This is a genomic window from Mesorhizobium sp. M0408 (genome assembly GCF_040321495.1).
Lineage (GTDB): Bacteria > Pseudomonadota > Alphaproteobacteria > Rhizobiales > Rhizobiaceae > Mesorhizobium.
In genome coordinates, this window is record NZ_JAMYRO010000007.1 from 12,029 (window position 1) to 37,544 (window position 25,516).

Sequence of the window (25,516 nt, forward strand, 5' to 3'; positions counted from 1 at the left end):
CGGGCCCGGAAATGAAATGGACATGAGCGAGCTTACGCAATCCTCCGCGCCAAGGCGTTTCATTGGCGGCCAGCTGCTGGGCAGCAGCCAGCTGGTGCTCGGCGTGATCCTGGCCGTGCTCTGCATGGCCATCTCGATTGCCGCGCCGCAATTCTATTCCGAGGCCAACATCATCGCCATCCTGCGCCAATGCGCGCTGGTGCTGATCGTCGCCTCCGGCATGACGATGCTGATCATCACCGCGGAAGTCGACCTGTCGGTCGGTGCATCGCTGGCTTTTGTCGGCTGCATCGGCATGGCCGTGCTCAATTCAACGCACAGCCTGACGCTCGGCCTGCTGGCGGCGCTCGCCTTTGCCGGTGCCGTCGGGCTGTTCAACGGGCTGGTCGTCACCAGGCTCAAGGTGAACTCGCTGATCGCCACGATCGGCACCATGATGATGCTGCAGGGCGGCGTCTATCTGTTCACCCGCGAGGCGGTGCAGAACCACCACCGGCTTGCAAGCTTCACCGTTCTCGGCGCCGGCTATCTCGGCGCGATCCCGCTGCCCGTGGTCGTTGCCGCGCTGATTTTCGCGCTGGCCGCGGCAACGCTGCGCTTCACCACGCTCGGCCGTTATCTCTACGCTGTCGGCGCCAATGAGCGAGCGGTCCGCCTCTCCGGCGTGCGCTCGCAACGGCTGAAGCTGTTCGCCTTCGTCGTCACCGGCCTGTGCGTCGGCGTCGCCGGCATGATCCTGTCGTCGCTGATGAATGCCGGCCAGCCGACCGCCGGCCGCGGCTTCGAGCTGACGGTGATTGCCGCCGTCATCCTCGGCGGCACCAGCCTGCTTGGCGGCCGCGGTTCGCTGCTCGGCACGTTGCTTGGAGTGCTCGTGCTGAAGGTCATCGACAACGGCATCATCATCCTCGGCTGGAACCAGGATCTGCAGATGGTGGTGCCTGGAATCGTCATCATCCTGGCGACCTATCTCGACATCGTGCGGAACAGAGCCAATGTCGGTTGATTTCCTTCACCCCGGCGAAACCGTGGCTGTCGACAAAAGCGTGCCGGCGCTGGAGATGCGCGGTATCGGCAAGCGTTTTCCCGGCGTGGTGGCGCTGGACAATGTCGATCTGACCTTGGAACCCGGCAAGATCCATGCCCTGATGGGCGAGAACGGCGCCGGCAAGTCGACGCTGATCAAGATCATGGCCGGGGTCTACGGCAAGGATGCCGGCACCATCAGCCTGCGCGGCCGCGAGGCCGACATCAAGTCGCCGCGCGATAGCCTGAAAGAGGGCATCAAGGTGGTGTTCCAGGAGATCGCGCTGATCGCCGAATTCAGCGTCGCCGAAAACATCTTCCTCGAAGGCTATCCGACCGGCAAAGGCGGCTCGATCGACTGGAAGAAGATCCGTGCCGATGCGGCCGCTCTGTTCAAGCGTATCGGCTTCAATGTCGACCCGGCGGCGCGCACGGGATCGCTGCCGGTCAGCCAGCAGCAGATGGTCGAGATCGCCCGCGCACTCGCCCATGAGGCCCGCGTCGTGGTGATGGACGAGCCGACCTCCTCGCTGACGCCGAACGAGGTCTCGCTGCTGTTCACCGTCATCCGCCGGCTGGCCGCGCTGGGCATCGCGGTGCTCTATGTCAGCCACAAGCTCGACGAGGTCTTCGAGATCGCCGACACCGTGACCGTGCTGCGCGACGGCCGCCACGTCTCGACCAGGCCGATCGGCCAACATACCAACGACACGCTGATCCAGGACATGATCGGCCGGCGCATCGAAAACCTGTTCCCTCGCAAGCGTGGCGCGCCGGGCAGCAAGGTCGCGCTTTCCGTTGAGGGGCTCAGCACCGCCAAGAAGCTGAAGGATGTGTCGTTCGAGGCGCATGCCGGCGAGGTCCTCGGCTTCTTCGGCCTGATGGGGGCCGGCCGGACCGAGCTCGCCAAGGCCATCGTCGGCTACGACCCGATCACTTCCGGCGCCATTTCGGTCGATGGCTGCCGGCTGCTGCCGCACGAAACGCACACCGGCGTCCGGCTCGGCATCGGCCTGCTCACCGAGGACCGCAAGAGCGAGGGGCTGATGGGCGAGTTGCCGGTCTACCAGAATGCCAGCCTCGCCTCACTCGGCGCCTTCGCCAGAATGGGCTTCGTCGACAAGGTCAGCGAACGCAAGGCGGTGCAGGACTATGTCGACCGTTTCCGCATCCGGACGCCCAGCCTGTTCCAGCAGGTCAAGAATCTGTCCGGCGGCAATCAGCAGAAAGTGCTGATCTCGCGCTGGCTGATGCGCGGTCTCAAGGTGATCGTCGTCGACGAGCCGACCCGCGGCATCGACGTCGGCGCCAAGTCGGAGATTTTTGCGCTCATCGACCGGCTCGCCGGCGAGGGCCTGGCGGTCGTCATGATGACGTCCGAAATGCCCGAGCTGCTGGGGCTTGCCGACCGCATCGCGGTGATGTGCGAAGGCCGCCTCACCGCGATCATGCCTCGCGACGAGGCCACGCAGGAGAACATCCTCAATGCGGCAATCGGCTAAGACGATGACGCTTCGCAAAGGGACCAAGCGATGAGCCTGGCAAGCACCGACACCATGAAAGCTGGGCCGTCCATGCTGGCGCGGCTCGTCGCGCGGCAGGAATTGGCATTGCTCCTCTGCCTCATCCTGGTGATCGCGTTCTTTTCCTTCACCGCCGAGAATTTCTTCTCCGTGCGCAACATCACCAATGTGCTCGGTCAGGCTTCGCTGGCGCTGACAGCCGGCATCGGCTGCGCCATCGTCTTCATATCAGGCGAGGTCGACATCTCGATCGGCTCGCTGCTGGCGACGATCGCGCTGCCGCTGATCATCATCATGAACGACACCAACTCGCTTGTGCTCGGCATCAGTGGCGCGCTGCTGTTCGGGCTGATCATCGGCGTCGTGAATGGCTATCTGACGGCCTATGCCGGCATCAACTCGCTGATCGTGACCCTGGGCACGATGTTCATCATGCGCGGCGGCGTTTATCTCTATACCGGCCAGCGCGCTATTCCAGACGATGCCGCGCTCGACAGCTTCATCGCGCTGTCGGACGGCCGCCTGTTCAACGTCGTTCCCTATTCGGCTGTCATCGCCATCGTCCTGCTCGCCGTCTTCGCCTACGTGATGCAGCACCGGCCGTTCGGGCGGCAGATCTATGCCGTCGGCGGCAATCCGGAAGTGGCACGGCTGGCGGGTTACGACGTGCGCCGCGTCAAGTTCACCTGCTTCATCATCAGCGCGCTGCTGGCGACGGTAGCCGGCATCATCCTGGCAGCCCGCGTCGGTTCGGCGCAGCATACGGCCGGGCTGAATTTCGAGTTCCAGGTCGTTGCCGCCACCGTGCTCGGCGGGGTGAGCCTTGCCGGCGGGATAGGCAGCCTGACCGGCATGGCGCTCGGCGTGCTGATCCTGCAGTTCCTGTCCAACGGGCTGCGCGGCCTCGGCCTGCCGACCGAGTGGCAACTGGTCATCACCGGCATGATCATCATTGCCGCCGTCGCCTTCGACGAAGCAAAGCGCCGGCGCGCCATTGGAGGCTGATATGGATCGTCTCAAAGGGAAAACCGCAATCGTCACCGGCGCCGCCGACGGCATCGGCCACGCGATCAGCGAGGCGATGGCAAGGGAAGGCGCGCACGTCTTCCTCGGCGACATCGCCGACGAGAAGGGTGAAAAATTCGCAGCCGAGCTGCGCGCCGCCGGCCACCGCGCCGACTACATCCATTGCGACGTGGCGGAGGAGGCCGACATCGCCGCCCTGATCGACGCAGCCGTCGGCAAGACCGGCCATCTCGATATTCTCGTCAACAATGCCGCCATCGCCATCGGCGGCATGCCGGTTCACGAAATGAGCGACGAGCAGTGGCACCGGCTGATCGCGGTCAACCTCACCAGCGTGTTCCGCGGCTGCAAATATGCGCTGCCGCACATGATCGCGCAGAAATCCGGCTCGATCATCAACATGGCCTCGGCGCAAGGTCATATCGGGCTCGACGGCTGGACCGCCTATGCCGGCGCCAAGGGTGCGGTGATGGCGATGACGCGCCAGATGGCGGTCGAGTTCGGCCCGCTCAACATCCGCGTCAACTCGATCTCGCCCGGCACCATCAACACGCCGATGAACGACAAATTGGTCAAGGAGATCGGCGGCAATCTCGCCAAGGCCTGGGTCAAGATGCATCCGCTCGGCCGCATCGGCAAACCGTCCGAGGTGGCCGAAGCCGCCGTCTATCTGGCCTCCGACGCCGCCGGCTTCACCACCGGTACCGACCTGCGCGTCGACGGCGGCCTCACCGCAGCACCCCGCTACGTACCCGACCTGCTTTGACAACCAACGAGACATGAAATGAACAAAGCCCTCGAAGGCGTCCGCATTCTCGATTTCAGCCATCTGCTGCAAGGGCCGTTCGCCACGCAGCTGCTCGGCGACATGGGCGCCGACATCATCAAGATCGAGCGTGCCGGCGCCGGCGACATGTTCCGCGGCATGACCTTCTTCGCCAAATGGGTCGGCGGCTCCGAAAGCCCGAATTTCCTCGCCTGGAACCGCAACAAGCGCTCCATCGCGCTCAACCTGAAAAGTCGCAAGGTGCATGCCATCATCATGGACATGGCCAAGAAGGCGGATGTGGTGGTGCAGAATTTCCGCCCCGGCGTGCTCGCCAGGCTCGGCTATGGCTACGAGGACTTCAAGGCAGTCAATCCCGGCATCATCTACTGCTCGGGCTCCGGCTATGGCGAGGAAGGCCCCTATGTCGAGCGCCCCGGCCAGGACATGCTGATCCAGGGATTGTCCGGGCTGATCTCCAACACCGGCCGCGGCGATCAGGCTCCTGTTCCGGCCGGTGCCGGCCTGGCCGACCAGATCGGCGCCATGAACATGGTCTACGGCATCCTGTCGGCGCTCTACTATCGCGAGAAGACCGGCAAGGGCCAGAAGATCGAGGTCAATCTGCTCGCCGGCATGCTGGCGCATCTCAATCAGGAATATGTCGCCGTGCTCAATCTCGGCGAGGATTTCGTGCGCCCGAATTCCGGCACCGGCCACCCCGGCATGCAGGCGCCGTTCGGTGTCTATGAAGCGAAGGACGGCGGCTATGTGTCGATCGCCATGAGCCCGTTCAAGACGCTGTATGAAGTGCTGGAGGCGCCGCAGCTTGCTGTCTACGACGATCTGAAGACGCTGTTCGACAGGCGCGACGAGGTGTTCGACAAGGTCAACGCCGAAACCAGGAAGTTTGCCACGCAGGACCTGCTGGCGCGGCTGCTGGCAGCCGACATCTGGTGTGCCGAGGTGAAAGACATAAGGCGCGCAGCCGAGGACCCGCAGGTCAAGCACCTGGGCATGATCACCAGCTACGATCATCCGCGCGGCGGCAAGGTCAGGGTGGTCGCGCCGGCGGTCAAGATGAGCGAGACGCCGGCTACCATAGAGCGGCCGGCACCGCTGGTCGGCCAGCATGGCCGCGAGATACTGGCCGAGTTCGGCCTCCACAGCGACGAGATCGCCGCGCTGGAGGCGTCCGGCGACATGACCGTGGACGCTGCCTGACGATGAGCGTTTACCGGACACTCACTCTGGAAATGTCCGGCCGCGTCGCGGTCGTCACCTTCCGGCGCGCCGATCAGCTCAATGCCATGAACCGGCTGATGCAGAGCGAGATCACCGAGGTTTTCGAGGCGTTGTCGCAGGATGACGGCGTCGGCGCGATCGTGGTGACCGGTGAGGGGCGCGGCTTCATGGCCGGCGCCGACATCAAGGAATACGCCGCCCAGACAGCTATCGAGTTCGACGCCTTCCAGGCGGCGGGCACGCGCATGTATGCGGCCATCGAGCAGAACCGCAAGCCGGTCATCGCCGCGGTCAATGGTTTTGCGCTCGGCGGCGGCATGGAGCTGGTGCTGTGCTGCGACATCGTCATTGCCAACCAGTTCGCGAAGCTCGGCCTGCCCGAGATCAAGCTCGGGCTGGTCCCCGGCGGCGGCGGCACCCAGCGCAGCGTCCAGAAGCTCGGCCGCAACCGCGCCAATTTTCTGCTGATGACCGGCGCCATCGTGCCGGCTTCCGAGTTCGTCGGCGCCGGTCTGGTCAACGAGATCGTCGATGCCGAAAGGCTGATGCGGCGGGTGCTGGAACTCGCCGAGATGATCGCCGCCGAACCGGCCGCAGCGATCGAAGGGCTGAAAGCGCTGACCGCGCATGCCGTGTCGGGCGATCTGGCCGACGGCCTTGCCATGGAGCGCGATGTCCTGGGTGGCCTGTACCGCAGCGAGACCGGCCAGCGGCGCGTCAAGGAATTTGCTGAAAAGAGCGCGACGCGGCCGAAGGCTGCGAAATGACGTCCCTGGTCAAGCAAAACCGGCCGCGCTTCACCGATGTCGAGGGCCTGGCCGCGATGGTCGGCGGCGGCGACGTCTTCGGTGTCGGTGGCCATCATTTTGCCCGGCTGCCGATCGCCTTGTTGCGCGCCATCGCCCGCTTGGGCGTCAAGGATCTTCGCTATGTCTGCTGGGCCGGCGGCCTGCCGCTCGAACTGCTTCTCGAAGCGAATGCCGTGGCGGAGGTCGATATCTGCTTTTCCAGCCTCGATATTTTTGGCTTGCCGCCGCGCTTCCGCGCGGCTGCCGAGACCAATGCCGTGCCGGTCCGCGACTGGACGGCGCTGGCCATGATCCAGGCGCTGCGGGCGGGGCAGCAGAACCTGCCGTCGATGCCGTTTCAGCTTCCGGAGGGTTCGGACATGCTGGCGCGCGTGCCGGGTGCGATCGCCGCGCCCGATCCGATCGCGGGAATCACGACCGGGATCATCCCGGCCTTGCGGCTCGATACGTTCGTCGTCCATGCCCAGCGTGCCGACGAGAGCGGCAATGTCCAGATCATCGGACCACGGGCGCTGGATTTCGCCATGGCCGGCGCGGCGCGCGAGGTGCTGGTGACGGTCGAGGAGATCGTCCCGGTCGGAGCGCTGCGGCATGATGGTCGGCAGAGCATTTTGACCCGCAACCAGGTGTCGGCGATCGCGCTGGCACCAGGCGGCGCCTATCCCGCCTCCTGCCTGCCATTCTATGTGACGGATTATCAAGCGTTGGCGGGGGCGTTCGCGGCCAAGGAAATACCTTTGTCGGACAGCCTGAGCATGCCTTCGGAAGGCGTGCCGGAGCGGGTTCAAGACGCTGCAAAAGTCCGCGCTGAAACAGTCCTCGCAATGCCCAGGCTCGTGCACGGCAACAAGGAGGCGTCCATCGACGAGATCATCGCCGCCCGCATCGCCGCTGAGCTCGACAATGAGAGCTTTGCCAGTGCCGGCGCGGTGTCGCCGCTCGCCAATGTCGCCTACCGGCTGGCCAAAGCGACGCACGCGCCGGACATGATCATCGCCACCATGAGTTGCGGCCATCTCGACATAGCACCGAGCCCGATGATCCTGTCGCTGATCGAAAGCCTCGATTGCGAGACGGCGGTGGCGCATGCCGGCGGCGACGACACCTATTCGACCTACTACCAGGCCGGCGCGGTGACGCATGAGATCGTCGGTGCCGCGCAGGTCGACCGCCGTGGGCGCGTCAACACCATTGCGCTGCGCAAGCGTGACGGCAGCCTTATCCGGCTGCCCGGGCAAGGCGGCATGGCCGACGTCGCCAACATGCATCGCGATTATCTGCTCTACGTCCCCCGCCATTCCGTGCAGTCGCTGGTCGAGACGGTCGAGATTGCCAGCTCGGCGCGCGGCCTGTTGACTGAGGCCGAACGCGAGCCGATGGGCTATCGGACCGGCGCGGCATTGGTGTTCACCGACCTTTGCGTGTTTCGGCTCGACGGGGAGAGCCGGCAATTGGCCGTCATCGAGACCATGCCGTGCGTGACGCGCCAGCAGCTCCAGGATGCCACCGGCTTTGCCCTGACATTCGATGCCGATTGCCGCGAAGTTGCGCTACCCTCGAACGAGACGCTCGACATCCTGCGAAACCGCATCGACCCGCTCGGTCTGCGCCGCCTCGAATTCGTCAGCGCCAGGGAGCGCAGCGCCCTGATCGCCGAAATCCTGGCCACCGACCGGCGGATGGTCGAGCGCTGCATCGCCGCACGGCGGTCGCATACTGCACCGGATTGAAGAGGGGCGGCGCATGGCAAAGCCGTTGCTCGAAATGTCGGCCGCGAGGGTCTTCTTCGATGGCATCTTCACCAGCCCGCGCGTCGCCCATCCGGAAGGCGTGGCCATCCATCGCGACGGCTCGATCTGGTGCGGCACCGAAACCGGCGACCTGCTGCGCCTCGCCGCCGATGGCGGCTCGGTCGAACGCATGGGCGGTACGGAGGGCTTTCTGCTCGGCATCGCCTTCGATAGCGCGGGAAACTGTTTTGCATGCGATTTGAGACATTCGGCGATCTTTCGCTGGGATGCCGCGACGGCTGGTATGCAGCGCTTCGCCTCGGCCGGCATCCGCGTGCCGAACTATCCGATCGTCGACGAAACACGCGGCTGGCTCTACGTGTCGGACAGCGTAGGCGAAGACAACCGCTCCGGCATCTTTCGCTACGATTTGAAGACCGGCGAAGGCGGCCTGTGGTGCAGCGAGACCATGGCCTTCGCCAACGGCATGGCGATGGCGCCGGGTGGCGATGGGCTTTACGTCGTGGAAAGCCATGCGGCCTGCCTCAGCTATGTGCCGATCCGTGCCGACGGCACGGCAGGACCTCGCCAGCTCGTCGTGGACGGCGTGAGCAACGTTCCCGATGGCGTCGCCTTGGCGCCGGACGGGTCGCTGTTCATCTCATGCTACGAGCCGAGCCGCATCTATCGTTGGCGAAAGGATAGCGGGCTCGAGGTGCTGATCGAGGATCCGGCGGCAACCACGCTCGCCCACCCCACCAACATCGCCTTCAAGGGCGACAAGCTCTACACCGCAAATCTCGGCCGCTGGCACATCACCGAAATCGACTTGACGGCGATTTCTTAGATCGGGCCGAACCGGGCGGCGCTGCCCTATCCCAGCCGCCCGTGACTCGATCGGATGCGCAACACCTGCACCCGCGAAGGCAACTCGATCAGGAACTCTTCGTCCCGCTCGAGATGGTGGATTTTCGTCGGATCGCCGCCGGTGAACGCCGCCATCGCCTCGACGTTTTCCCAATAGGAGATCGTCATGAATTCCGAATGGGTCGGCGTGTCCTCGCGAAAGGTCTGAACGCCAAGTGCCTTCTCGATCAGCGGCTTGATGCCGGCCTCGTAATTGTAACTCTCATAGGCATCCGCCTTTTCAGGCACGGTTCTGCCGCGCCAGATACGAGCGATGGTCGGGGGTTTCTCTGTCATAGCCATTGAATTCCTGCTGTCTTGAACCGTTCCGACCCGGCATTCGGCTTGGCAAGGCCAGCCAGGGAATGCATCTGCAAGCGACGGTTTTCGCCCTCCCCGGTCGTTATAGGGGGCGCTGCCCCAGACAGGCCTCCTGCCGACCGGCAGGAGACTTACTCCTGATCCTCGGCGCCGCCTCCGTGGAAGAAGGACCGGATTTCCTTCATGTCGACGCTGCCGTCACCGTCCTCATCGACGGCGTTGAATATTCGCCCGACGAAATCCTGGACTTCGCTTTGAGAAACCGCGCCATCGCCATCCGCATCTACTATGGCGAACATCATGCGCATCCTCGCGCCATGCATCCCGGGTGCAATGCCACCGCGGCCTCCCATCTCCCAACCTCGGTCAGGCGGGCCCATCCTGCAGCCGCGATGCCAGCGGTCGGGACCTCGCCGTTCTGCCCGGGGCGCGCGATCTTCCTGCATTCTCTCCTCCAGCATCTCGGTCATCATCTGGCGCATCATTTCGCGCATGGCATCCTGGCTCTGCCCGCTCATTCCGGGCGACGGTTCGGCGCCACGATCCGGTGCCGGCGCGGCGGGCGCAGGTGGGCTCGTCTGGCCGAATGCCGGCGCGGCCAACATGGCCAGCGCCGCGGCAATTGCAGTGGTTTTGCTTGCGAGCGTCATCGTATTCTCCATCGGTATGAATTGGAGGCTGAACGTGTCTGCATCCAAGCCAAACCGGCTGCTCGCCTCATGGTTCCTGGGCAGTCGGCACGGCGGCGGAAAAGTCCGCCTGATCGCGGCAACGAAAGCGGCTCACCCACGTTGCCGTTGATGCAAAGCTCCACCAGGAGGAAAAAATGGCCGACGATAAGAGCAAGCGAGATTTCCGCGAGCGCGATCGCGTTTCTACGGAAGACGACCGTGAAGTCGAGTATTTTGCCCAACAGAACGGCATCACCGCCGACCAGGTCCGTCAGTTGATCAAAAGCTTCGGCAATGATCGCGGCCGGCTGACCGTAGCCGCGAAGGCGTTGCGAGGGATTTCACCTGCCGGAGCCGACGAGGTGACCAGGGAAGCCCGCCAGCAGGCGACACCTATGCATCTCGGCAAACCCGACGAGTGATGCCGGGGGGGCAACTGCTCTGCCGCTGCCGCGGGCATCAGAACTTGCGGCTCAGATAATCCGAGTCGCGCAGTCCGAACCGCCACTCGGCATCGACAGCCTTGGAAATGCCGATCCGGCGGCCTGTCAGAACGGCGCCGGCTTCGCTCGGCGGCCTGAATTCGAATGGCGGCAGGTCCAGGGGCAGCCCGTCATGGGATTTGTCGATTGCCAGCGCCTGGCAAAGGCGACCCGGTCCCGAACAAAGCAGCCGGGGGTCGTCAACGCCGCGATTGGCCCGCATCACCACCAGCCCGGATTGCGGTTCGATTGCGCGGATAAGCACGGCACTGCCGGGCAGGCACACGGCATTGAGGCACCAATGCAGGCCATAGGAGCGATAGACATACGCGCTGCCGGGGGCGCCGAACATTGCGCCGTTGCGCACCGTCCTGCCACCGAAAGCGTGCGAAGCCGGATCATCCGGGCGATAGGCTTCGGTTTCGACGATGATGCCGCCGACGCCGTGCAAGAGCAGCATCGCGCCGATCATGTCGCGCGCCACGGTGGTGGCGTCTCGGGCAAAGAATTGATGGTTGGTGGTCAATGTGCAGCAGACTCGATCACGCCTGAACTTCAGCAAGGTCCCGGACCGGAAACAAAATGTCCAGCCATCGCGCCACCGAACCTGGGGCAGCGGTATTCAGCGCAGCATGGCTGCGCCGATGAAAACCGCCGCGGCCAGCACGACGATGGCGGCAATCACCAGGACTGGCCCATATCTGCTCGGTTGGACGTCGGGCTCATCCTTCAGCGGGCGCATCGCATTGGCATAGCTCGCCTGGTTGGTAAACTTCGGCGTTTCATGGCGCGCGGCAGGGCTCTTCGGCGGAGCGTTGCCGGCGGATTCCGCGTCCGTTTCCATGGGAGCCGCAGCCGGATCGATGCCCGGGGTCTTGTCCCCTTCGCGCCCGGCATCGATATCGCCCCGCGCTTGAGCCGGGCTTCGCCCAAGAGGTTCTGCGTCGGTCATCGTCGAGGTCCTTTCAGAGCATCGGCCTCAAGCATTCTAACCTGCGTCTCATTTCAAAGTTCCCCCGTTTCAAAGTTCCCCCTTTTTGAAGTTCCGACGAGCGGGAACCGCCTAGGCCTGCTTCCAGGAACAACCGGCGATCGAGCGGGTTGAGCAAGCATCGGGAGAGCAACATGGACTTGGTGCGCCACGCGCCTACCTGCGCGGCAGTTCGACAACAGGCCCAGCGAGTGCGCATGATCTACTTCACGGCCGACACGCATTTCAGCGACCCGCGCATTTTGCGCATCGACCGCCGCCCGTTCGGCTCGCTGGCGGAACATGACCGGTCGCTCATTGCGTTCTGGAACGAGACTGTCGGGCCGGACGACGAGATCTGGCATCTCGGCGATTTTGCCAGGGGATCGGCCGCGTTCGTGTCGTCGCTTCTGGCGTCTCTTCATGGCAGCAAGCATTTGATCATCGGCAACAACGATGCTGCGGCCACCATCGAGGCCACAGGTTGGCGAGCACGCAACACTACAAGGAGCTGGCGCTCGACGGCAGCCTGCTGATCCTTTGCCACTACCCTTTTCGCACCTGGAACCAGATCGGCAGGAAATCGATCGACCTGCATGGCCATTCCCACGGCAGGCTGACCCCGGTCACGCGCCAGTATGACGTCGGCGTCGACAGCTGGGATTTTCGTCCGGTCACGCTGACCGCCATCCTTGCCAGCCGCGGCCGAAGGGCGGCGCGGCAAAGCCGTCAAAAAGTCGAGTGATCGAAAGTGCCGGCCGTGCGTTGAGGAATTTCAACGCCAGGGAGCACGCCATGAACAGACGTGAACTGATCGATGCCGATGGCGGCAATCATGCCGTAAAACCCATTCCGCGCGCCGCGTTCGATAGCACTTTGGCCCTGCTGCGCGAAGGCTATGATTTCATTTCGGCCCGCTGCCGGCGCATGAACACCGACATCTTTGCCACGCGCCTGATGCTGCAGCCGGCAATCTGCGTGCGCGGTGCCGAGGCTGCCGAGATGTTTTATGGCGGCGACCACTTCACCCGAATTGGTGCGATGCCGCAGACCACGCTGCGTCTGCTGCAGGACAAGGGCAGCGTCCAGGCGCTCGACGGCGCCGCTCACCGCCACCGCAAGGCGCTTTTCCTGTCGATCCTGTTGGATGGCGACCAGATCGAGCGGCTCCGCGCAAATTTCCGTCGCGCCTGGCTCGACAAGCTGGAAGACTGGCAGCGGCGTGACGAGATCGTCCTGTTCGACGCCGTAAACCTCGTCCTGACCCAGGCGGCAGCGGATTGGGCCGGCATCCCCGCCGACAAGGATCGCGCCGAACTCTGCCGCGAGCTCAGCGGCATGATCGAGAACGCCGGCGGCGTCGGGCCGTCGACCATGCTGGCGCTGTGGCGGCGCCGCCGGACCGAACGCACTATCGGCGAGCTTGTACGGCGCGTTCGAAGCGGCGCGCTTGATTTGCCGGCAAACAGCCCGGTCCGCCTGGTCAGCGAATATGTCGATGCCGAGGGAATGCCGCTCGATCTTGCCAGTGCTGCGGTCGAGATCATCAACATCATCCGGCCGGTTGTCGCCATCGGCCGCTTCATCATGTTTGCGGCGCTGGCGCTTCACCAGCACCGCCAATGGTACGATAAGTTCGCCGCCGGCGATGAGGACGGGCTGGAAGCCTTCGCCGAGGAGGTTCGCCGGCTTTATCCGTTCTTCCCGTTCATCGGTGGCCGCGCGCGCCACCCGTTCGAGTGGAAGGGTTACCGCTTCCGGGAGGGCGATTGGATTCTGCTCGACCTGCACGGCACCAACCATGATCCGCGCCTGTTTGTGGAGCCGGACCGATTTATCCCGGAGCGCGGCTTGAGCTGGAAAACCCACGGCTTCGACTTCATCCCGCATGGCGGCGGAGATCCGGCGACTGCCCATCGCTGCCCCGGAGAAGCCGTCACCGTCGCGCTGATCATGGAAGCGGTTCGCCTGCTGACGCGGTCGATGGCCTACCGGGTGCCTGATCAGGATATGACCGTCTCGCTTGCCCGCATGCCGGCGCGGCCGAAATCCGGGTTCAGGATAGATAATGTGCGGCGAAAGCCCGGCTGAAAGGCTGCCGGTCGAACCGGAACCTCTGCGGAGCTGAGGCGTTCGAAAATTGCAAGGCGTAAAGGCAAACGCAATGGCTCAGAAGATCACGACAGGCGCGAACGACCGGCCGCGCAATGAAACCATCGGCCAATCCGGCGAAGGCCTGCCGGACGACAGCAGCAGGCCGCTCGAGGTCGACGAAGGCTGGGTCGCCCGGCTGAGAAACAAGCTGCAGGGCAACCCCCGGCAAGCCGGTCAGGCCAACACGGACGAAGTCCCCGTAGACACTCCAGGCGCTGGCGAGAATATTTGCCGCCGCTGTGCAGGGTCAGGCATGATCGACGGCCGCACCTGCCCCGAATGCGGCGGAACCGGCAAGGTGACGACGCCGATAGGCGGAGGCTGAGCAATTCCAGGAAAAGTGTGAAGCGGTTTCCCGTCCGGTATTTGCGTCAAACAATAAGATAGACCGGTTCTGCGTTTCCGCGGAACGATGAACCGTCCAGCGTCGGTCAGATCGCCGGCACCCACTTCCAGAACACGCCTTCCTTGCGTTCCGGGTAGTGCTTGAACTCGCATTCGAAACGCCAGCCGTAGTTCTTGGCGGTGGCAAGCGCCTCCTTGCTGACCGGGTTCATGCCCGTTCCCGGCGCAAACCAGTCCTCCAGCAAGTCGTCGGGGATATAGGCGCCGATCCTCAAAGGCAGCTTTTCGAGGACGACATCCATTTCGGGCGGTGCGGGCACGGTGCGCTCCCTTCGTAGTCTACTCACCAAGAAGTCGTTCGAGGAGGATTGGGTTCCGGGCGATCACCGAGGTGGAAGGTGATTGTCGTAGCCGGGCAGGACAGGCCTCGATGCCGGGCCTTCACAGGACGAGCTACGGAACGGCGGCGGCAAATCGAAAGATGGGCGCACCCGATAGGATTCGAACGGTTTGCCTTCGGAGGGCAGCTAGGCAGAGCGGCACACAAAGCGTTTTTCAATACTCTCATATTTCTGGTTTTACCATCGCGACTAGAAGCCATTGTTCCGGCCCTTGACGGCTGTTAGCAGAATGTGAACATAATAAGAACACAACGCCGAAAGAGAATCGTGTCAGCCAGAGCGCAAACTGATTACCTGCCGATTTTCCTCATCGGGCTTCTCTCTGGGGTCATTTTGATCGGATGTACATTAGTAAGTGTAAATGTAACTCCAGAACAAATTCAGAGTATCAGCATGTCTTATACCGATTTTATTACAGTGATGCTGACAGCTGTGACTGTCATAATAACTATATTGGCAATGTTTATTGCAATACTGGCTATCTGGGGATACTCGCAATTCCAAAAGCTAACCGAGACAGCTTCGAGGAATCATCTCGAGAAGATGTTATTCGATGGGCCCTTCGCAAAGCGGATTGAGACGGCAATAATTCAGCACATTTCCGATCAGATCCAAGGAGGGGAATTGCGCACCGTACTGGCTGAACGGGTTGATAGACTCATATTGAGTGACGCGTCTTTACGCGCGGACAAGGATCAAGCGCCATCCGAAGAAAAACCATTTACAGACTAAGGAGAGTCAAATGATGAGTCGAGAATGGTATTCTTTAGATCAAGGGACGCTGGCGACAATTCAAGCTCTTCAGGACGGAGCGCCCGTTCGTTTGTCCGCAATTGCCAACGCCTTGGGCGTCAGGGTGATTGCAACAAACCTACCTAGCGGAATTTCTGGAGAGATAAGGCCGGACCCCGACAATCCGGTCCAGTTCATCATCAAGGTCAACAGAAATGACTCGGCGCGTCGGCAACGTTTCACTGTTGCACATGAAGTCGGGCATTATCTTCTGCACCGCGATCAGATTGGAGACGGAATCACGGATGACGTTCTATACCGCTCCGGATTATCGGATCGTCGCGAAGCGCAAGCCAACAGAATGGCCGCTGACCTATTGATGCCTCAACAGCTCGTTGATGAATGGTTGGACAGGGCAAGGACACTTAAGGTTGACAACGTTGTTAGTTTCCTCGCTGATAAGTTTAATGTGTCCGAAGCAGCGATGAAGATTCGGCTGGGCATCCCGTGAGATGAAGGCGCGTAGCCATGGATTTTGGGGCATTTAGTTACGTTCCGATTATCGGAGTGCGCCCATCAGAGATGCAGGCTATCGAGGAGCTTTCTCCTCAAGTTAAAACCGGGTTACTTCCTTTTGTAATCCTTCAGCCGTGGACTACGGCGAACGCGTTCGCAAGCACTATAGTGAAGGTTTCCGCTTGCACTTCCGGCAAGCCGATTGTCGTCGATCTAACTGACGATGTCTTCGATGGAAAAAGAAGGCCCGTCCATGACATTTTTGACGCGTTGAGAGACTCCAAAGATGGGTATTTGGCCTGGCGCAGCTTCATAGATGAAAATCCTATGTTTACTCCCACGGTCCAACTGATTGACCCGAAGGAGCTGGTGCCTCAGGTTCAAGCATTCAAAGCAATGGGGCGGGGCGTTGTAATTCGCCTCCACGAACAAATATTTCCTCTTGCAGCTGATATCGCAAAACTCTTTAAACGGTATCCTTCGAACGAAGACGTGTATTTCATCCTTGATTTTCAGCGTCAGGACAAGAACATCCTTAATAAAGCGCTGGTTGCAACAAGCATCTGCAAGGCCATTCGTACTCAGCTGGACGATTGTTATATATCGGTATCAGCATCAACGTTCCCCACTTCGTTCACAGGGATAGTCGAGCAGGAAATTTTCGAGCGAAAGTTTTATAATCTAGTTGCTGGGCAAGTTGGACACGCTCGCAACATCTACTGTGACCGCGCGAGTGTTCGAGCGGAGAAGCAAAGCGGCGGCGGCGGGAGTCCAGCGCCCAGAATTGACAATGCCTTTTCAACCAAATGGAAATTCTTCCGGGAGGCTGATGAGGAGGACCGCGACGAGGCTTATCAGCTAGCTGCAAAACGCGCCACCAAATGTCCAGATTGGAATGATAAGGGCATATGGGGTACCGAGATGATCAAGAAGACTGCGGCTGGAGAAGAGAATGCGATTTACTCGCCGAAAATGTCAACCTCTGCTCGCGTCAACATCCACATGCACATACAGTCGGGTGCGGACGATCAGCCGGGCGAAACCGAATGGAGCGACCTTTAAGGGCTCGCGATTTGGAGCGTCTCCTTCGCTTGACGTCTCCAGAGTTCCCAAAAGAGTTGTTGCTTTTCTTTTTTCTGGATCACGTTGGTTCGTTCTGAAGCAAACCGGCTCAAGTGAAGCAACCCGCTATGGGAGACGTTTTTCCTGCCCACGTGATCCCAAAATCTAGTCGATGTTTCGGAAAACGTATGGACGAACGAAGCCGCGACTGTTTCAAAAATGAGTTTGTCGGAAAGCTCCTGTGCAGCTGTCAGAAGTGCCGTTTTCCTCACTGGCGCAGCGATTGGGACCCCCACCAGCTTTTTTAAGTCGCCAATGGTTAGCAACTTGAGGCTAACAGATTTTGTCTTCGTTGCAGGCGCTAAGGCTTCTCGCCAAACAATGATCGAGCCAGAGTCGCTTGCTGTGAACACGCGGACTCCAGGTAGAATAAGATTTGTGATGGAAGCCAAGTGTTTCTCGTCGGCGACAAGAATGACCTCATCAAAGCACGCCGTGTATACCTCAAGTTGAGGCTTCAGGCGAGTAAGAGAATCATGCTTACTCTTGATTTCAATCCCGATAAGCGTTGAACCATTGTAAATGGCAAGATCGGCTCGCCGCCCGGTAGAGCCAAGAACATATTCTGACGCCACAATGGAACGGGAATCGATCATTCTCCACTTCCGCAACGCGTTTAGGACATCGCACTTTATGCGAGATTCGTAATATTTTTCCGCCATGAACAGTACCTGTCGGAGCCAGAGCGAACAATAGACACGCAGCTACCAAGGGAACCTTAACGTCACGGCCACGGGCCGTGCCGGCGGCCGCCCTGATTGCTCGAACGGAACGCGCTTGGCTCGATCATGGAACTATCCGACGTTATCTGCGACCTTGGGGAGCGGCCATCATCCATAATACAACGGTTTTATATGGCGCACCCGACAGGATTCGAACCTGTGACCTCTGCCTTCGGAGGGCAGCGCTCTATCCAGCTGAGCTACGGGTGCCTTCAGGATCGGTGATCCCAAAAACGAACCAGCCGGTAAACCGGCCAGCCACGGCTTCTTAGCGGAAGCAGGCGCCGGCTTCAACGGGCAATCGCCAGCGGGCTCAAGTTGCCGTAGCAGCCCGGGGGAGACAGACACCGTCCCGTCCGGCGCCACTGCCTGCTCATTCTGTCACGGTAAGCACTGCCTTGCCTCTGATGCTGCGCTGCCGCAGCGCGTCGAGGGCTTGGCCGACGTCCCGCCACGGCACGGTCAGGACTACGCGCGTTTCGAGCCGGCCGGCTGCGATCAGTGCGAGCAGCGAGGCGATGTCGGCGCCAACCTCCGGACCGGAAGCGTAGTAGGCGAAGGTCTGCAGCCGCGCACCTTCGTGCCCCGGAACGAACTGGCGGAAGCCGATGGGCGTGAGTTCGCCGCTGCTCGAGCCGAACATGACGACGGTCCCGCCGGGCGCGATCCGTTCGATCGCGTGGGCGAGGCTATCGCCGCCTACCGATTCGGCAATCAGCGAGAACAGTCCTTCGGCCAGCTCGATCGTTTCGACGACCCGCTCGGCTCCGAGGCCGCGGAGATCGTCGGCATGCCGTTCAGCGGCGACCGCCACCACCGACGCGCCCTGCTGGCGGGCGATCTGGATCTGGAAACGGCCGACCGCGCCGCTTGCGCCGGTAATCAGGACCCGCTGGCCGGCCAGGTCGCCGCCGAGGCGCAGGGTCCGCAGCGCGGTCGTGCCCGCGACCGGAACAGTGGCGGCGGAGACGAAGCTGACGTCGTCCGGCAGGACGGCGAGGTGGTCGGTCGGAACGGCGACCCGTTCGGCCCACCCGGCCTCGTCGACCAGAGCCGCAACCCGGGCGCCGACGGCCGGCCCGGAGCCGTCAGGCGCGGCGCGCTCGACAATTCCGGCGACGTCCTGGCCAGGCACCCAGCCGTTCGGACGGATGTTGAGCAGGCGCAGTTCGCCGCGGTTCAGCGAGACTGCCCGGACCGAGACCAGCGCCTCATGCGGGGCGGGCTCGGACTCACCAAGCTCGGCGAGCCGCAACCCGGTGGCGCTGTCGGAAGATGTGACCAAGGCGAGCATTGCTATCGTCCCTTCTTGCTGCGTGGCGGACGCCAGCCTGTTTTCGTGCGCCGGGCTTGTTGGTCCGACGTTCAGAACGCAAGCAGGGCATGACTGGAAGCCCGCCTGTCGGCTTCTGAGTTACTCATCCCTAATCTATCGACTTTCCTGTTTGAGTAATTTAGATATCTTGGCAGTCGATCGCTAAAATAAGTCAATATGAGACAGCCTCTCCGCTACCCCTGGCCTTTCGATCCGGATGATGTCCTCGCCCCGGCAATCGCCGTGCGCGTTGACGTTACCGAAACCAGGGCGGAGGTGCCGGACCACCGCCACCGCAAAGGGCAACTCGTCTTCGCGCTCGGCGGTGGCGTCACATGTCGCGTTCCCAGCGGCTTGTGGATGGTGCCGCCGCATTGCGCGGTGTGGATTCCCGGCGACATGGTGCACAGCAATATCGCGACCGCCAATGCCCGGATTTTCTTCGTCTATATCGAACCGGGAGCTACCGACCTGCCGGACCGGTGCTGCACGCTTTCGATCTCGCCGTTGCTGCGCGAGCTCATCATAGAGCTGACGGATCGCGTTGAGGACGATGACGCGAGGGGCGAGCTCCTGACCAGCGTACTGCTATCCGAATTGCCGCGCATGCCTGTCCAGCAGCTGCATTTGCCGATCTCGTCCGAGCCGCGCTTGAGGCGCATCGCGGCGGCGTTGGCGCAAGATCCTGCCGATCGCAGCACCCTGGCGGAATGGGCCAGTCGCGTCGCGCTCAGCGAGAGCAGTCTCGCACGTCTCGTGGTGAAAGAGACAGGGCTGACCTTCGGGCGCTGGCGCCAGCAACTGCACCTGATCGTCGCGATGCGCGAGCTGGCCTCCGGCGCCAGCGTGCAGCAGGTTTCGGCCGATCTCGGTTACGAATCGGTCACCGCCTTCATCACCATGTTCAAGAAAGCGCTTGGCAAGCCGCCGGCAAAGTATCTCAGCAGTGTCGCGCAAAACGGCGGCTCTGCGTTTGTCGCCTGAACCCGCACGCGGTCAACACTCGGACTTCAACTGTCACTGCTCCTCGGCATACAGCAGTCGCGTCTTTGCCTCGGAGGTCGGCAACAGGCTGCGCTGGATCAGCGCCTCGACGTGGTCGTTGCGCTGGCGCGCGCTGTCGGCGCCCATCACCACGATGATCAGCCTGTGCCCGTCCGCATCATAGGAGGTGACGATGTTGAAGCCCGAAGCCCTGATGTAGCCGGTCTTGATGCCGTCGACGCCGCGCACCCGGCCGAGCATGTCGTTGTGGCCGCGCACAAGCCTGCCGCGGAACATGAAGTCGCTTTCAGAGAAATAGTGGAAATGCTGCGGGAAGCGGGCGTGCAGCGCCATGCCGAGCACCGCCATGTCGCGCGCGCTGGTGTGCTGGTCGCCGTCCGGCAGGCCCGAGGCATTGCGGAAAACGGTGCTGCTCATGCCGATCTGGCGCGCCTTGGCGGTCATCATGCCGGCGAACGCCTCTTCGCTGCCGCCGAGATATTCGGCAACGGCGACCGCCACGTCATTGGCCGATTTGACGACGACGGCGCGGATCGCCGAATCGACGTCGATGGTCTCGCCGCGCCTGAACCGCAGCTTGGTCGGCGGCTGCCGGGCGGCGTTGTCCGACACCGGAATTTGCGTCTCCTTGCTGATGCGGCCCTGGTCCAGCGCCTCGAACAGGAGGTAGAGCGTCATCATCTTGGTCAGCGACGCCGGATAACGCGGCGCCGTCGAATTGACCTCGAACAGCGTCTTGCCGGTGCCGGCATCGATGACCATGGCGGCATATTTCTGCGGCGGCGCCGGTACCGCCAGCACGCTGTCGGGCGGCGTGACAGTCGTGCAGCCGGCAGCAAACAGCAGCAGCGCCAGCACAGCGACGCATTTGTGGATGGACGAAAAGAACCGGAAGGCGGACAAGTCAGTTCCGAAGGCAGGCAGTTTCTGAGACGAGGCGAAGCTATCTTAACGCAAAGGCACAGTCCATTTGGTTAATATCGGTCTGGCCCTCGAACGGCCCTGTCCACAGGCCGACGTGGCGCCGCCTGATGTGAATTGCCGGCCACCGCGCTTGCGCAACCGGCGGCGAGTGGGCTTTGCTGGCGCCGGCAGAATCGGTAGGTGCACATGGATGCGGTCACGATCACGGCAAAGGGCATTTCGGTATCGGTCGATCTTGCCGTCGGCCATCTCGCCGACATGGCGGTCGATATCGATGGCCATCGGCTGAAGCCGCTGCATCGCGCACCCTGGGTCGGCGAGCCGCGCGAGATGCTGCCGAAAGACCTGCCTGAAGGGACGGTCCACCTGTCCGGCGATTTCCTCTGCGCACCCTTCTCGAGCAGCGACGTCGAAGCGGCACCTTTGCATGGCTGGCCGGCAAATAGTCGCTGGGACGTCGTCGACAGCGCGGCAACGGCCGACGGCTGGCGCGCCGTCTTCCGCCTGCAGCGCCCGGTTATGGGCGCAACCGTCGACAAGATCCTGACCTTGCGCGACGATCATCCCTTTCTCTATCAGGAACACGTCTTTTCCGGCGGGGCCGGCGCCATTCCGGTCGCCCACCACCCGATGACGGTGATGACGGCCGGCGGCAGGCTGGCCTTCTCGCCCAAGCGCCTTGCCGCAACGCCGAGTGAGGCGCCGGAGCCCGATCCGGCCCGCGGCCGCTCGTTGCTCGCCTACCCGGCGCGAACCGCCGACCTGACGCGCTTTCCCGCCGCCAGCGGCGGCACGATTGACCTGACCACCTATCGCATGGACCAGCTGCGTGAGGACTTCGTGACGCTGGTCGAGGCCGATCATGGCGGGCCGGGCTGGACCGCGCTGGCGCGCCAGGCGGAAGCCGATCTCGTGCTGGTGCTGAAGAACCCGGCCGAACTGCCGGTCACCATGCTGTGGGTCAGCAATGGCGGGCGTGACTATGCGCCATGGAGCGGCCGCCACCGCGGCGTGCTCGGCATCGAGGACGGCCGCACGGCCGTCGGCCACGCCGCATCGCTCGGCGACAATTGGCTGAAGCGCGAAGGCGTGGCGACCGCCTTTGCCCTTTCCGAAGGGCGCCGCTTTTCGTTCCGCCATGTCATCGGCGCACTGCCATGGCCATCCGGCGAGCCGCCGCACGACGTCACGACCTCGCCGGGCCGCATGCGCATCCTGGCGGCTGACGGTGCCGTGCGCGACATCGGCTTCGACGGCGATTTCCTGCGGATCGGTCAATCCAGGCCCGATTGAAGGCTTGGCACAATCCGGCGTTTGAAATTTTCAAAAACTGCCGCCAAAATGCGCCAGAACCATCTTATGGATGCCAATGTCAGAAATCGCCCACATCGCTGCTGTCATTTTCAAGCGCGCCGGCAAGGCACCGCGCTTCATCGTGGCCATTGCCGGCCCTCCCGGCGCCGGCAAATCGACATTGTCGGCAGGCTTGCACGACTTGCTGCTGGAAGGCACGGCGGAAGTCGTGCCGATGGATGGCTTCCATTACGATGATGTCGTTCTCGAGCGGCGCGGCCTTCGCGCGCGAAAAGGTGCTCCGGAAACCTTTGATTTTGCCGGCTTCGAAGCGCTGCTGAAGCGCATCCGCGCCGGCGAGCCGGATATCGCCATCCCAGTCTTCGACCGCAGCATGGAGCTGTCGCGCGCCGCTGCTGCGATTGTCGCCGCCGACACCAAATTCATTCTGGTCGAAGGCAATTATCTCCTGCTCGACGAGGAACCCTGGACGCGGCTGGCGCCGCTGTTCGACTTCTCGATCTTCGTCGATGTGCCGCGCGCCGAGCTCGAGCGCCGACTACTGGCGCGATGGCACGAGCACGGCCGCTCCGACGAGGACGCGCGCGCCTGGATCGCCTCTAACGATATGCCGAACATCGACCGCGTGCTTGCCCGTCGGCGGCCCGCCGACCTGGTGGTCGGCGACCTGGCCTGACTTGCAAGGAACCGCCCGGCCGGAACCTTGACAGTTTCAGGCCGTTATCCCGGACACGGCAATTGTGCCCATGAGGGAACCGTTCGATGGAAACCATGGCAAGAAAGCCTGCGCCCGCCAAGGGCAGGGCAACACGATCAAAAGCAACTCGCGCGAAAACCAGCGCCGGTCCGGCAGCGGCGGCGCGTTCCAAGGAGGCGGCAAAGCCCAGCTTTGGCAAGGCAGCGCCGAAAAAGGTGATGCCTGCCGCGACCAAAGCCGCAGCTCCCAAAGCCGCCAGCCCTAAAAAGCCGGCAAGCAGAGGATCGATCGCAGGCAGCGCAATGCGCACCGTCAAAACGACGGCCAACGTCGCCGCCGGTGCCGTGCTTGCCACCGCCAAAGGGGCGGCGTCGCTTGCCGCTTCCGTAGTCGGCAAGAAACCCCGGACCAAAGCAAAATAGCCGAGCGGAATCGGCGTAAGATCAGCTTCTGGCCGGAATGGTGAGGCCCCTCTGCACCGCTGGACGAGCGAGGCCACGCTCCAGCCATGCGCCCACGCTGGGGAAATCGTCGAAACCGACGAGTTCCCGCGCCTCGTAGAAGCCGATCAGATTGCGCACCCACCCAAGCATCGAAATATCGGCGATGGTGTAATCGTCGCCCATGATCCAGCTGCGGCCCTTGAGCCTCGTTTCGAGGACGCCGATCAGCCGTCGCGACTCGTCGCGATAACGTTCCAGCGGGCGCTTGTCGGCGATTTCGCGCCCAGCGAATTTGTGGAAGAATCCGACTTGGCCGAACATCGGCCCGATCGAAGCCATCTGGAAGAACACCCACTGGATCGTCTCATAACGCAGCGTCGCGTCTGCCGGGACCAGCTTGCCGGTCTTGTCGCTGAGGTAAAGCAGGATGGCGCCGGATTCGAACAAGCCGATCGGCTTGCCACCCGGGCCGTCCGGATCGATCATCGCCGGTATCTTGCCGTTCGGGTTCAAAGACAGGAATTCCGGGGTCCAGCTCTCGTTCTTGCCGATATCGACGGCATGCGGCTCGTAAGGCAGGCCAAGTTCCTCCAGCGCGATCGATATCTTCACCCCGTTCGGCGTCGGAAACGAATAAAGCTGGATGCGGTCGGGGTGGCTCGCCGGCCAGCGCCTAGCAATCGGAAACGCGGACAGATCGGTCATCGAAACTCCTGGTAGGAGACCGCGCCGAGCGGCACGGTCATGGCGGGTCGCAGAGAGTTAGGCGCGACGCCTGGCGCGATCAATATGCGCATGGAAAGTTTCGCCGGCCCCGGTGAAGGACCCGCAAGGGGTGCGGTCACACGGCCCTGACCGCCAGCACCGCATTGGTGCCGCCGAAGGCGAAGCTGTTGCTGATCGCGGTGCGCACGGTGCGTTCGCGCGCCACGTTCGGCGTGATGTCGAGATCGCAGTCGGCGTCGGCTTCCCGATAATTGGCGGTCGGCGGCACGATGCCTTCGCGGATCGCCATCACGCAGGCGATCATTTCCAGCGCGCCGGAGGCGCCGAGGCAGTGGGCGTGCATCGATTTGGTCGAGGACACCGAAAGCTTGTAGGCATGGTCGCCGAACACGCGTTTGATCGCCGCCGTCTCGATCTGATCGTTGGCCTTGGTGCCGGTGCCATGCGCGTTGAGATAGTCGACGTCCTCGGGATTGAGCCCGGCATCGACGAGGCAGAAGCGCATCGCCGCCTCAGGCCCTTCGATGGTTGGCGCGACGATATCGGAGGCGTCGGCGGAAAGGCCGACGCCGGCGATTTCGGCAAGGATGGCGGCGCCGCGCGCCATGGCATGCTCATATGTTTCCAGCACCACCATGCCGGCGCCTTCGCCGAGCACGAGCCCCTGGCGGTCGGCCGAAAACGGCCGGCAGGTGTCCGGCGACAGCACCCGCAGGGCCTCCCAGCCCTTGAGGATGCCCCAGACCAGCGGCGCATCGGTGCCGCCGGCGACCATGACGTCGGCCCGGCCGAGCCTGATCTGATCGACCGCCGAGGCAATGGCGTGGTTGGATGACGAGCAGGCAGAGGTGATGCCGAACACCGGCCCGCGCAGACCAAGATTCATGCTGACATGGCCGGCTGCAGCGCCCGGCATTACTTTCGGGACGGTGAAGATGCCGGCGCGGTTCTTGCCTTCGAGCAGGATGGCGCGATAGTTCTCTTCGATTGCCTCCCAGCCGCAGACGCCGACGCCGACGATGGTGCCCATCCGGTAGGTGTTGGCCGCGTGCGGGTTCAATCCCGCCTGCTGTGCCGCCTCCCGCGCGGCGATCGTCGCCAGAAGGCTGAAGCGGTCCATCGACACGACCTGCTTGCGGTCGATGCCGTGCTCGGGAAGCGCCTTGATTTCGCAGCCGACCTTGACCTTCAGATCATGCAGCAGCGGATTGTCGATCGCGCCGATTGCCGAACGGCCGGCGCGCATTTCATTCCAGATTGCCGGTGCATTGGTGCCGAGCCCGCATAATCCGCCGATGCCCGTGATGACGACGCGCTTGTGCATTCAGTCAGGCTTTTTTCGCGATCAGCGCGCGAACCGCCTCGACCATGTCGCCGACATTCTTCAGATTGCTCCAGGCATCGACAGTGTTCATCTCGATTTCGATGCCATACTCTTCCTCGAGATCGAAGATGATCTCCGTCAGTTCCAGCGAATGGATGCCGAGGGCGGTCAGTTCGGTACTGGTGGTGATTTCCTCGCCGCCCGGCTCGGCATGAGCCTTGATCTTGGCGATGATATCGTTTGCCAGCTGGTCAGCCATTCGGTTTCTTCCCCAACTCTGTCGTTTCCCGACGCCAACTGA

At 62.6% G+C, this 25,516-nt stretch carries 29 protein-coding genes, 1 tRNA gene and 1 pseudogene; 19 read left to right on the top strand and 12 right to left on the bottom strand.

All coding sequences use genetic code 11. The annotated features are described in order from the left end of the window. Positions 1–22 precede the first annotated feature (22 nt). The 8 genes from NKI67_RS10105 to NKI67_RS10140 are packed head-to-tail and all read left to right on the top strand — an operon-like array spanning position 23 to position 8,972. The gene (locus NKI67_RS10105) at positions 23–1,006 is read left to right on the top strand and encodes an ABC transporter permease (RefSeq protein ID WP_023677041.1); all 984 of its coding nucleotides are present in this window, start codon (positions 23–25) and stop codon (positions 1,004–1,006) included. After that, on the top strand, positions 996–2,528 hold the full coding sequence (locus NKI67_RS10110) for a sugar ABC transporter ATP-binding protein (protein WP_023677040.1): 1,533 nt from the start codon (positions 996–998) through the stop codon (positions 2,526–2,528). The genes NKI67_RS10105 and NKI67_RS10110 overlap by 11 nt, the downstream gene beginning before the upstream one ends. Positions 2,529–2,558: 30 nt before the next feature. Beyond that, on the top strand, positions 2,559–3,554 hold the full coding sequence (locus tag NKI67_RS10115) for an ABC transporter permease (RefSeq protein WP_023677039.1): 996 nt from the start codon (positions 2,559–2,561) through the stop codon (positions 3,552–3,554). Between the two features lies 1 nt (position 3,555). Further along, positions 3,556–4,341 (top strand): SDR family NAD(P)-dependent oxidoreductase, encoded by a 786-nt coding sequence (locus NKI67_RS10120; protein ID WP_023677038.1) that lies wholly within the window; start codon positions 3,556–3,558, stop codon positions 4,339–4,341. An 18-nt stretch (positions 4,342–4,359) separates the two neighbouring features. After that, complete coding sequence (locus NKI67_RS10125; protein ID WP_352645261.1) at positions 4,360–5,565, top strand: CaiB/BaiF CoA transferase family protein; 1,206 nt, start codon at positions 4,360–4,362, stop codon at positions 5,563–5,565. Positions 5,566–5,567: 2 nt separating this feature from the next. Next, positions 5,568–6,353, top strand: coding sequence for an enoyl-CoA hydratase/isomerase family protein (locus NKI67_RS10130; RefSeq protein WP_023677036.1), 786 nt, complete (start codon positions 5,568–5,570; stop codon positions 6,351–6,353). Continuing rightward, entirely contained in the window at positions 6,350–8,125 is a 1,776-nt protein-coding gene (locus NKI67_RS10135; RefSeq protein ID WP_023677035.1) for a CoA-transferase, read from the top strand. The genes NKI67_RS10130 and NKI67_RS10135 overlap by 4 nt, the downstream gene beginning before the upstream one ends. Before the next feature lie 13 nt (positions 8,126–8,138). Further along, complete coding sequence (locus NKI67_RS10140) at positions 8,139–8,972, top strand: SMP-30/gluconolactonase/LRE family protein (RefSeq protein WP_023677034.1); 834 nt, start codon at positions 8,139–8,141, stop codon at positions 8,970–8,972. A 26-nt stretch (positions 8,973–8,998) separates the two neighbouring features. Here NKI67_RS10140 and NKI67_RS10145 read toward each other — a convergent pair whose 3' ends face one another. Both NKI67_RS10145 and NKI67_RS10150 read right to left on the bottom strand, forming a co-directional pair. Then, positions 8,999–9,328 (bottom strand): antibiotic biosynthesis monooxygenase family protein, encoded by a 330-nt coding sequence (locus NKI67_RS10145; RefSeq protein WP_023677033.1) that lies wholly within the window; start codon positions 9,326–9,328, stop codon positions 8,999–9,001. 155 nt (positions 9,329–9,483) lie between these two features. Next, positions 9,484–10,014 (bottom strand): EF-hand domain-containing protein, encoded by a 531-nt coding sequence (locus NKI67_RS10150; protein WP_084641131.1) that lies wholly within the window; start codon positions 10,012–10,014, stop codon positions 9,484–9,486. Positions 10,015–10,178: 164 nt separating this feature from the next. On the opposite strand from NKI67_RS10150, the gene NKI67_RS10155 reads away from it, so the two are divergent. After that, a complete protein-coding gene (locus NKI67_RS10155; RefSeq protein WP_023677031.1) occupies positions 10,179–10,445 on the top strand; it encodes a DUF3606 domain-containing protein in 267 nt (88 codons plus the stop codon). A gap of 37 nt (positions 10,446–10,482) precedes the next feature. On the opposite strand, the gene NKI67_RS10160 is transcribed toward NKI67_RS10155, so the two are convergent. Then, a complete protein-coding gene (locus NKI67_RS10160) occupies positions 10,483–11,031 on the bottom strand; it encodes a DNA-3-methyladenine glycosylase (protein WP_023677030.1) in 549 nt (182 codons plus the stop codon). A 96-nt stretch (positions 11,032–11,127) separates the two neighbouring features. After that, a complete protein-coding gene (locus NKI67_RS10165; protein WP_023677029.1) occupies positions 11,128–11,457 on the bottom strand; it encodes a hypothetical protein in 330 nt (109 codons plus the stop codon). Positions 11,458–11,693: 236 nt separating this feature from the next. Between NKI67_RS10165 and NKI67_RS10170 the strand changes: the two are divergent. From NKI67_RS10170 to NKI67_RS10180, 3 genes and pseudogenes are all read left to right on the top strand, one after another. Beyond that, positions 11,694–12,220 (top strand): annotated as a pseudogene (locus NKI67_RS10170) (metallophosphoesterase). A 50-nt stretch (positions 12,221–12,270) separates the two neighbouring features. Beyond that, complete coding sequence (locus tag NKI67_RS10175) at positions 12,271–13,566, top strand: cytochrome P450 (protein WP_051406135.1); 1,296 nt, start codon at positions 12,271–12,273, stop codon at positions 13,564–13,566. Positions 13,567–13,639: 73 nt separating this feature from the next. Continuing rightward, positions 13,640–13,954: a hypothetical protein gene (locus NKI67_RS10180; RefSeq protein WP_036238562.1), complete on the top strand. Its 315-nt coding sequence runs from the start codon at positions 13,640–13,642 to the stop codon at positions 13,952–13,954. A gap of 106 nt (positions 13,955–14,060) precedes the next feature. On the opposite strand, the gene NKI67_RS10185 is transcribed toward NKI67_RS10180, so the two are convergent. Beyond that, entirely contained in the window at positions 14,061–14,294 is a 234-nt protein-coding gene (locus NKI67_RS10185; RefSeq protein ID WP_023677026.1) for a hypothetical protein, read from the bottom strand. A gap of 348 nt (positions 14,295–14,642) precedes the next feature. Between NKI67_RS10185 and NKI67_RS10190 the strand changes: the two genes are divergently transcribed. Genes NKI67_RS10190 through NKI67_RS10200 form a run of 3 tightly spaced genes read left to right on the top strand, consistent with a single transcriptional unit; the run spans position 14,643 to position 16,685 of the window. Continuing rightward, entirely contained in the window at positions 14,643–15,107 is a 465-nt protein-coding gene (locus NKI67_RS10190) for a hypothetical protein (RefSeq protein ID WP_156937346.1), read from the top strand. A 10-nt stretch (positions 15,108–15,117) separates the two neighbouring features. Next, positions 15,118–15,618 carry an ImmA/IrrE family metallo-endopeptidase gene (locus NKI67_RS10195; protein ID WP_031211837.1) on the top strand — a complete coding sequence of 167 codons (501 nt, stop codon included), beginning with the start codon at positions 15,118–15,120 and terminating at the stop codon, positions 15,616–15,618. Between the two features lie 17 nt (positions 15,619–15,635). Next, a complete protein-coding gene (locus NKI67_RS10200) occupies positions 15,636–16,685 on the top strand; it encodes a beta family protein (protein WP_023677022.1) in 1,050 nt (349 codons plus the stop codon). Here the strand turns inward: NKI67_RS10200 and NKI67_RS10205 are convergent. The 3 genes from NKI67_RS10205 to NKI67_RS10215 form a co-directional block, all read right to left on the bottom strand. Next, a complete protein-coding gene (locus NKI67_RS10205; protein ID WP_352645266.1) occupies positions 16,682–17,407 on the bottom strand; it encodes a sce7726 family protein in 726 nt (241 codons plus the stop codon). The two genes, NKI67_RS10200 and NKI67_RS10205, sit on opposite strands and share 4 nt — an antisense overlap. Before the next feature lie 193 nt (positions 17,408–17,600). Further along, positions 17,601–17,677: transfer RNA gene (locus NKI67_RS10210), tRNA-Arg, on the bottom strand. A 163-nt stretch (positions 17,678–17,840) separates the two neighbouring features. Further along, a complete protein-coding gene (locus NKI67_RS10215; protein WP_352645268.1) occupies positions 17,841–18,761 on the bottom strand; it encodes a zinc-binding dehydrogenase in 921 nt (306 codons plus the stop codon). Between the two features lie 198 nt (positions 18,762–18,959). On the opposite strand from NKI67_RS10215, the gene NKI67_RS10220 reads away from it, so the two are divergent. Continuing rightward, complete coding sequence (locus NKI67_RS10220) at positions 18,960–19,766, top strand: AraC family transcriptional regulator (RefSeq protein WP_023677020.1); 807 nt, start codon at positions 18,960–18,962, stop codon at positions 19,764–19,766. Positions 19,767–19,799: 33 nt separating this feature from the next. Here NKI67_RS10220 and NKI67_RS10225 read toward each other — a convergent pair whose 3' ends face one another. Further along, positions 19,800–20,690, bottom strand: coding sequence for a D-alanyl-D-alanine carboxypeptidase family protein (locus NKI67_RS10225; protein WP_023677019.1), 891 nt, complete (start codon positions 20,688–20,690; stop codon positions 19,800–19,802). Positions 20,691–20,897: 207 nt separating this feature from the next. Between NKI67_RS10225 and NKI67_RS10230 the strand changes: the two genes are divergently transcribed. From NKI67_RS10230 to NKI67_RS10240, 3 genes are all read left to right on the top strand, one after another. Beyond that, on the top strand, positions 20,898–22,004 hold the full coding sequence (locus NKI67_RS10230; protein WP_023677018.1) for a hypothetical protein: 1,107 nt from the start codon (positions 20,898–20,900) through the stop codon (positions 22,002–22,004). Between the two features lie 76 nt (positions 22,005–22,080). Beyond that, complete coding sequence (locus NKI67_RS10235) at positions 22,081–22,701, top strand: nucleoside triphosphate hydrolase (RefSeq protein ID WP_023677017.1); 621 nt, start codon at positions 22,081–22,083, stop codon at positions 22,699–22,701. Between the two features lie 70 nt (positions 22,702–22,771). Next, the gene (locus tag NKI67_RS10240) at positions 22,772–22,987 is read left to right on the top strand and encodes a hypothetical protein (protein WP_245274707.1); all 216 of its coding nucleotides are present in this window, start codon (positions 22,772–22,774) and stop codon (positions 22,985–22,987) included. A 178-nt stretch (positions 22,988–23,165) separates the two neighbouring features. Here NKI67_RS10240 and NKI67_RS10245 read toward each other — a convergent pair whose 3' ends face one another. The 3 genes from NKI67_RS10245 to NKI67_RS10255 all read right to left on the bottom strand — a co-directional run bounded on the left by NKI67_RS10245 (position 23,166) and on the right by NKI67_RS10255 (position 25,474). Next, positions 23,166–23,870, bottom strand: a complete 705-nt coding sequence (locus tag NKI67_RS10245; protein WP_023677015.1) for a glutathione S-transferase family protein — start codon at positions 23,868–23,870, stop codon at positions 23,166–23,168. Positions 23,871–24,006: 136 nt separating this feature from the next. Continuing rightward, a complete protein-coding gene (locus tag NKI67_RS10250) occupies positions 24,007–25,215 on the bottom strand; it encodes a beta-ketoacyl-[acyl-carrier-protein] synthase family protein (protein WP_023677014.1) in 1,209 nt (402 codons plus the stop codon). Positions 25,216–25,219: 4 nt separating this feature from the next. Next, positions 25,220–25,474 carry an acyl carrier protein gene (locus tag NKI67_RS10255; protein ID WP_023677013.1) on the bottom strand — a complete coding sequence of 85 codons (255 nt, stop codon included), beginning with the start codon at positions 25,472–25,474 and terminating at the stop codon, positions 25,220–25,222. Between the last annotated feature and the right edge of the window lie 42 nt (positions 25,475–25,516).

Excerpts from the sequence above, each read along its gene's own strand:
- NKI67_RS10220 (WP_023677020.1), top strand. The coding sequence starts at position 18,960 with ATGAGACAGCCTCTCCGCTACCCCTGGCCTTTCGATCCGGATGATGTC.
- NKI67_RS10150 (WP_084641131.1), bottom strand. The coding sequence starts at position 10,014 with ATGGAGAATACGATGACGCTCGCAAGCAAAACCACTGCAATTGCCGCG.
- NKI67_RS10255 (WP_023677013.1), bottom strand. The coding sequence starts at position 25,474 with ATGGCTGACCAGCTGGCAAACGATATCATCGCCAAGATCAAGGCTCAT.
- NKI67_RS10240 (WP_245274707.1), top strand. The coding sequence starts at position 22,772 with ATGAGGGAACCGTTCGATGGAAACCATGGCAAGAAAGCCTGCGCCCGC.
- NKI67_RS10245 (WP_023677015.1), bottom strand. The coding sequence starts at position 23,870 with ATGACCGATCTGTCCGCGTTTCCGATTGCTAGGCGCTGGCCGGCGAGC.
- NKI67_RS10125 (WP_352645261.1), top strand. The coding sequence starts at position 4,360 with ATGAACAAAGCCCTCGAAGGCGTCCGCATTCTCGATTTCAGCCATCTG.
- NKI67_RS10145 (WP_023677033.1), bottom strand. The coding sequence starts at position 9,328 with ATGACAGAGAAACCCCCGACCATCGCTCGTATCTGGCGCGGCAGAACC.
- NKI67_RS10175 (WP_051406135.1), top strand. The coding sequence starts at position 12,271 with ATGAACAGACGTGAACTGATCGATGCCGATGGCGGCAATCATGCCGTA.
- NKI67_RS10135 (WP_023677035.1), top strand. The coding sequence starts at position 6,350 with ATGACGTCCCTGGTCAAGCAAAACCGGCCGCGCTTCACCGATGTCGAG.
- NKI67_RS10140 (WP_023677034.1), top strand. The coding sequence starts at position 8,139 with ATGGCAAAGCCGTTGCTCGAAATGTCGGCCGCGAGGGTCTTCTTCGAT.
- NKI67_RS10200 (WP_023677022.1), top strand. The coding sequence starts at position 15,636 with ATGGATTTTGGGGCATTTAGTTACGTTCCGATTATCGGAGTGCGCCCA.
- NKI67_RS10165 (WP_023677029.1), bottom strand. The coding sequence starts at position 11,457 with ATGACCGACGCAGAACCTCTTGGGCGAAGCCCGGCTCAAGCGCGGGGC.
- NKI67_RS10195 (WP_031211837.1), top strand. The coding sequence starts at position 15,118 with ATGATGAGTCGAGAATGGTATTCTTTAGATCAAGGGACGCTGGCGACA.
- NKI67_RS10230 (WP_023677018.1), top strand. The coding sequence starts at position 20,898 with ATGGATGCGGTCACGATCACGGCAAAGGGCATTTCGGTATCGGTCGAT.
- NKI67_RS10130 (WP_023677036.1), top strand. The coding sequence starts at position 5,568 with ATGAGCGTTTACCGGACACTCACTCTGGAAATGTCCGGCCGCGTCGCG.
- NKI67_RS10180 (WP_036238562.1), top strand. The coding sequence starts at position 13,640 with ATGGCTCAGAAGATCACGACAGGCGCGAACGACCGGCCGCGCAATGAA.
- NKI67_RS10105 (WP_023677041.1), top strand. The coding sequence starts at position 23 with ATGAGCGAGCTTACGCAATCCTCCGCGCCAAGGCGTTTCATTGGCGGC.
- NKI67_RS10205 (WP_352645266.1), bottom strand. The coding sequence starts at position 17,407 with ATGGCGGAAAAATATTACGAATCTCGCATAAAGTGCGATGTCCTAAAC.
- NKI67_RS10250 (WP_023677014.1), bottom strand. The coding sequence starts at position 25,215 with ATGCACAAGCGCGTCGTCATCACGGGCATCGGCGGATTATGCGGGCTC.
- NKI67_RS10110 (WP_023677040.1), top strand. The coding sequence starts at position 996 with ATGTCGGTTGATTTCCTTCACCCCGGCGAAACCGTGGCTGTCGACAAA.
- NKI67_RS10120 (WP_023677038.1), top strand. The coding sequence starts at position 3,556 with ATGGATCGTCTCAAAGGGAAAACCGCAATCGTCACCGGCGCCGCCGAC.
- NKI67_RS10115 (WP_023677039.1), top strand. The coding sequence starts at position 2,559 with ATGAGCCTGGCAAGCACCGACACCATGAAAGCTGGGCCGTCCATGCTG.
- NKI67_RS10235 (WP_023677017.1), top strand. The coding sequence starts at position 22,081 with ATGTCAGAAATCGCCCACATCGCTGCTGTCATTTTCAAGCGCGCCGGC.
- NKI67_RS10215 (WP_352645268.1), bottom strand. The coding sequence starts at position 18,761 with ATGCTCGCCTTGGTCACATCTTCCGACAGCGCCACCGGGTTGCGGCTC.
- NKI67_RS10155 (WP_023677031.1), top strand. The coding sequence starts at position 10,179 with ATGGCCGACGATAAGAGCAAGCGAGATTTCCGCGAGCGCGATCGCGTT.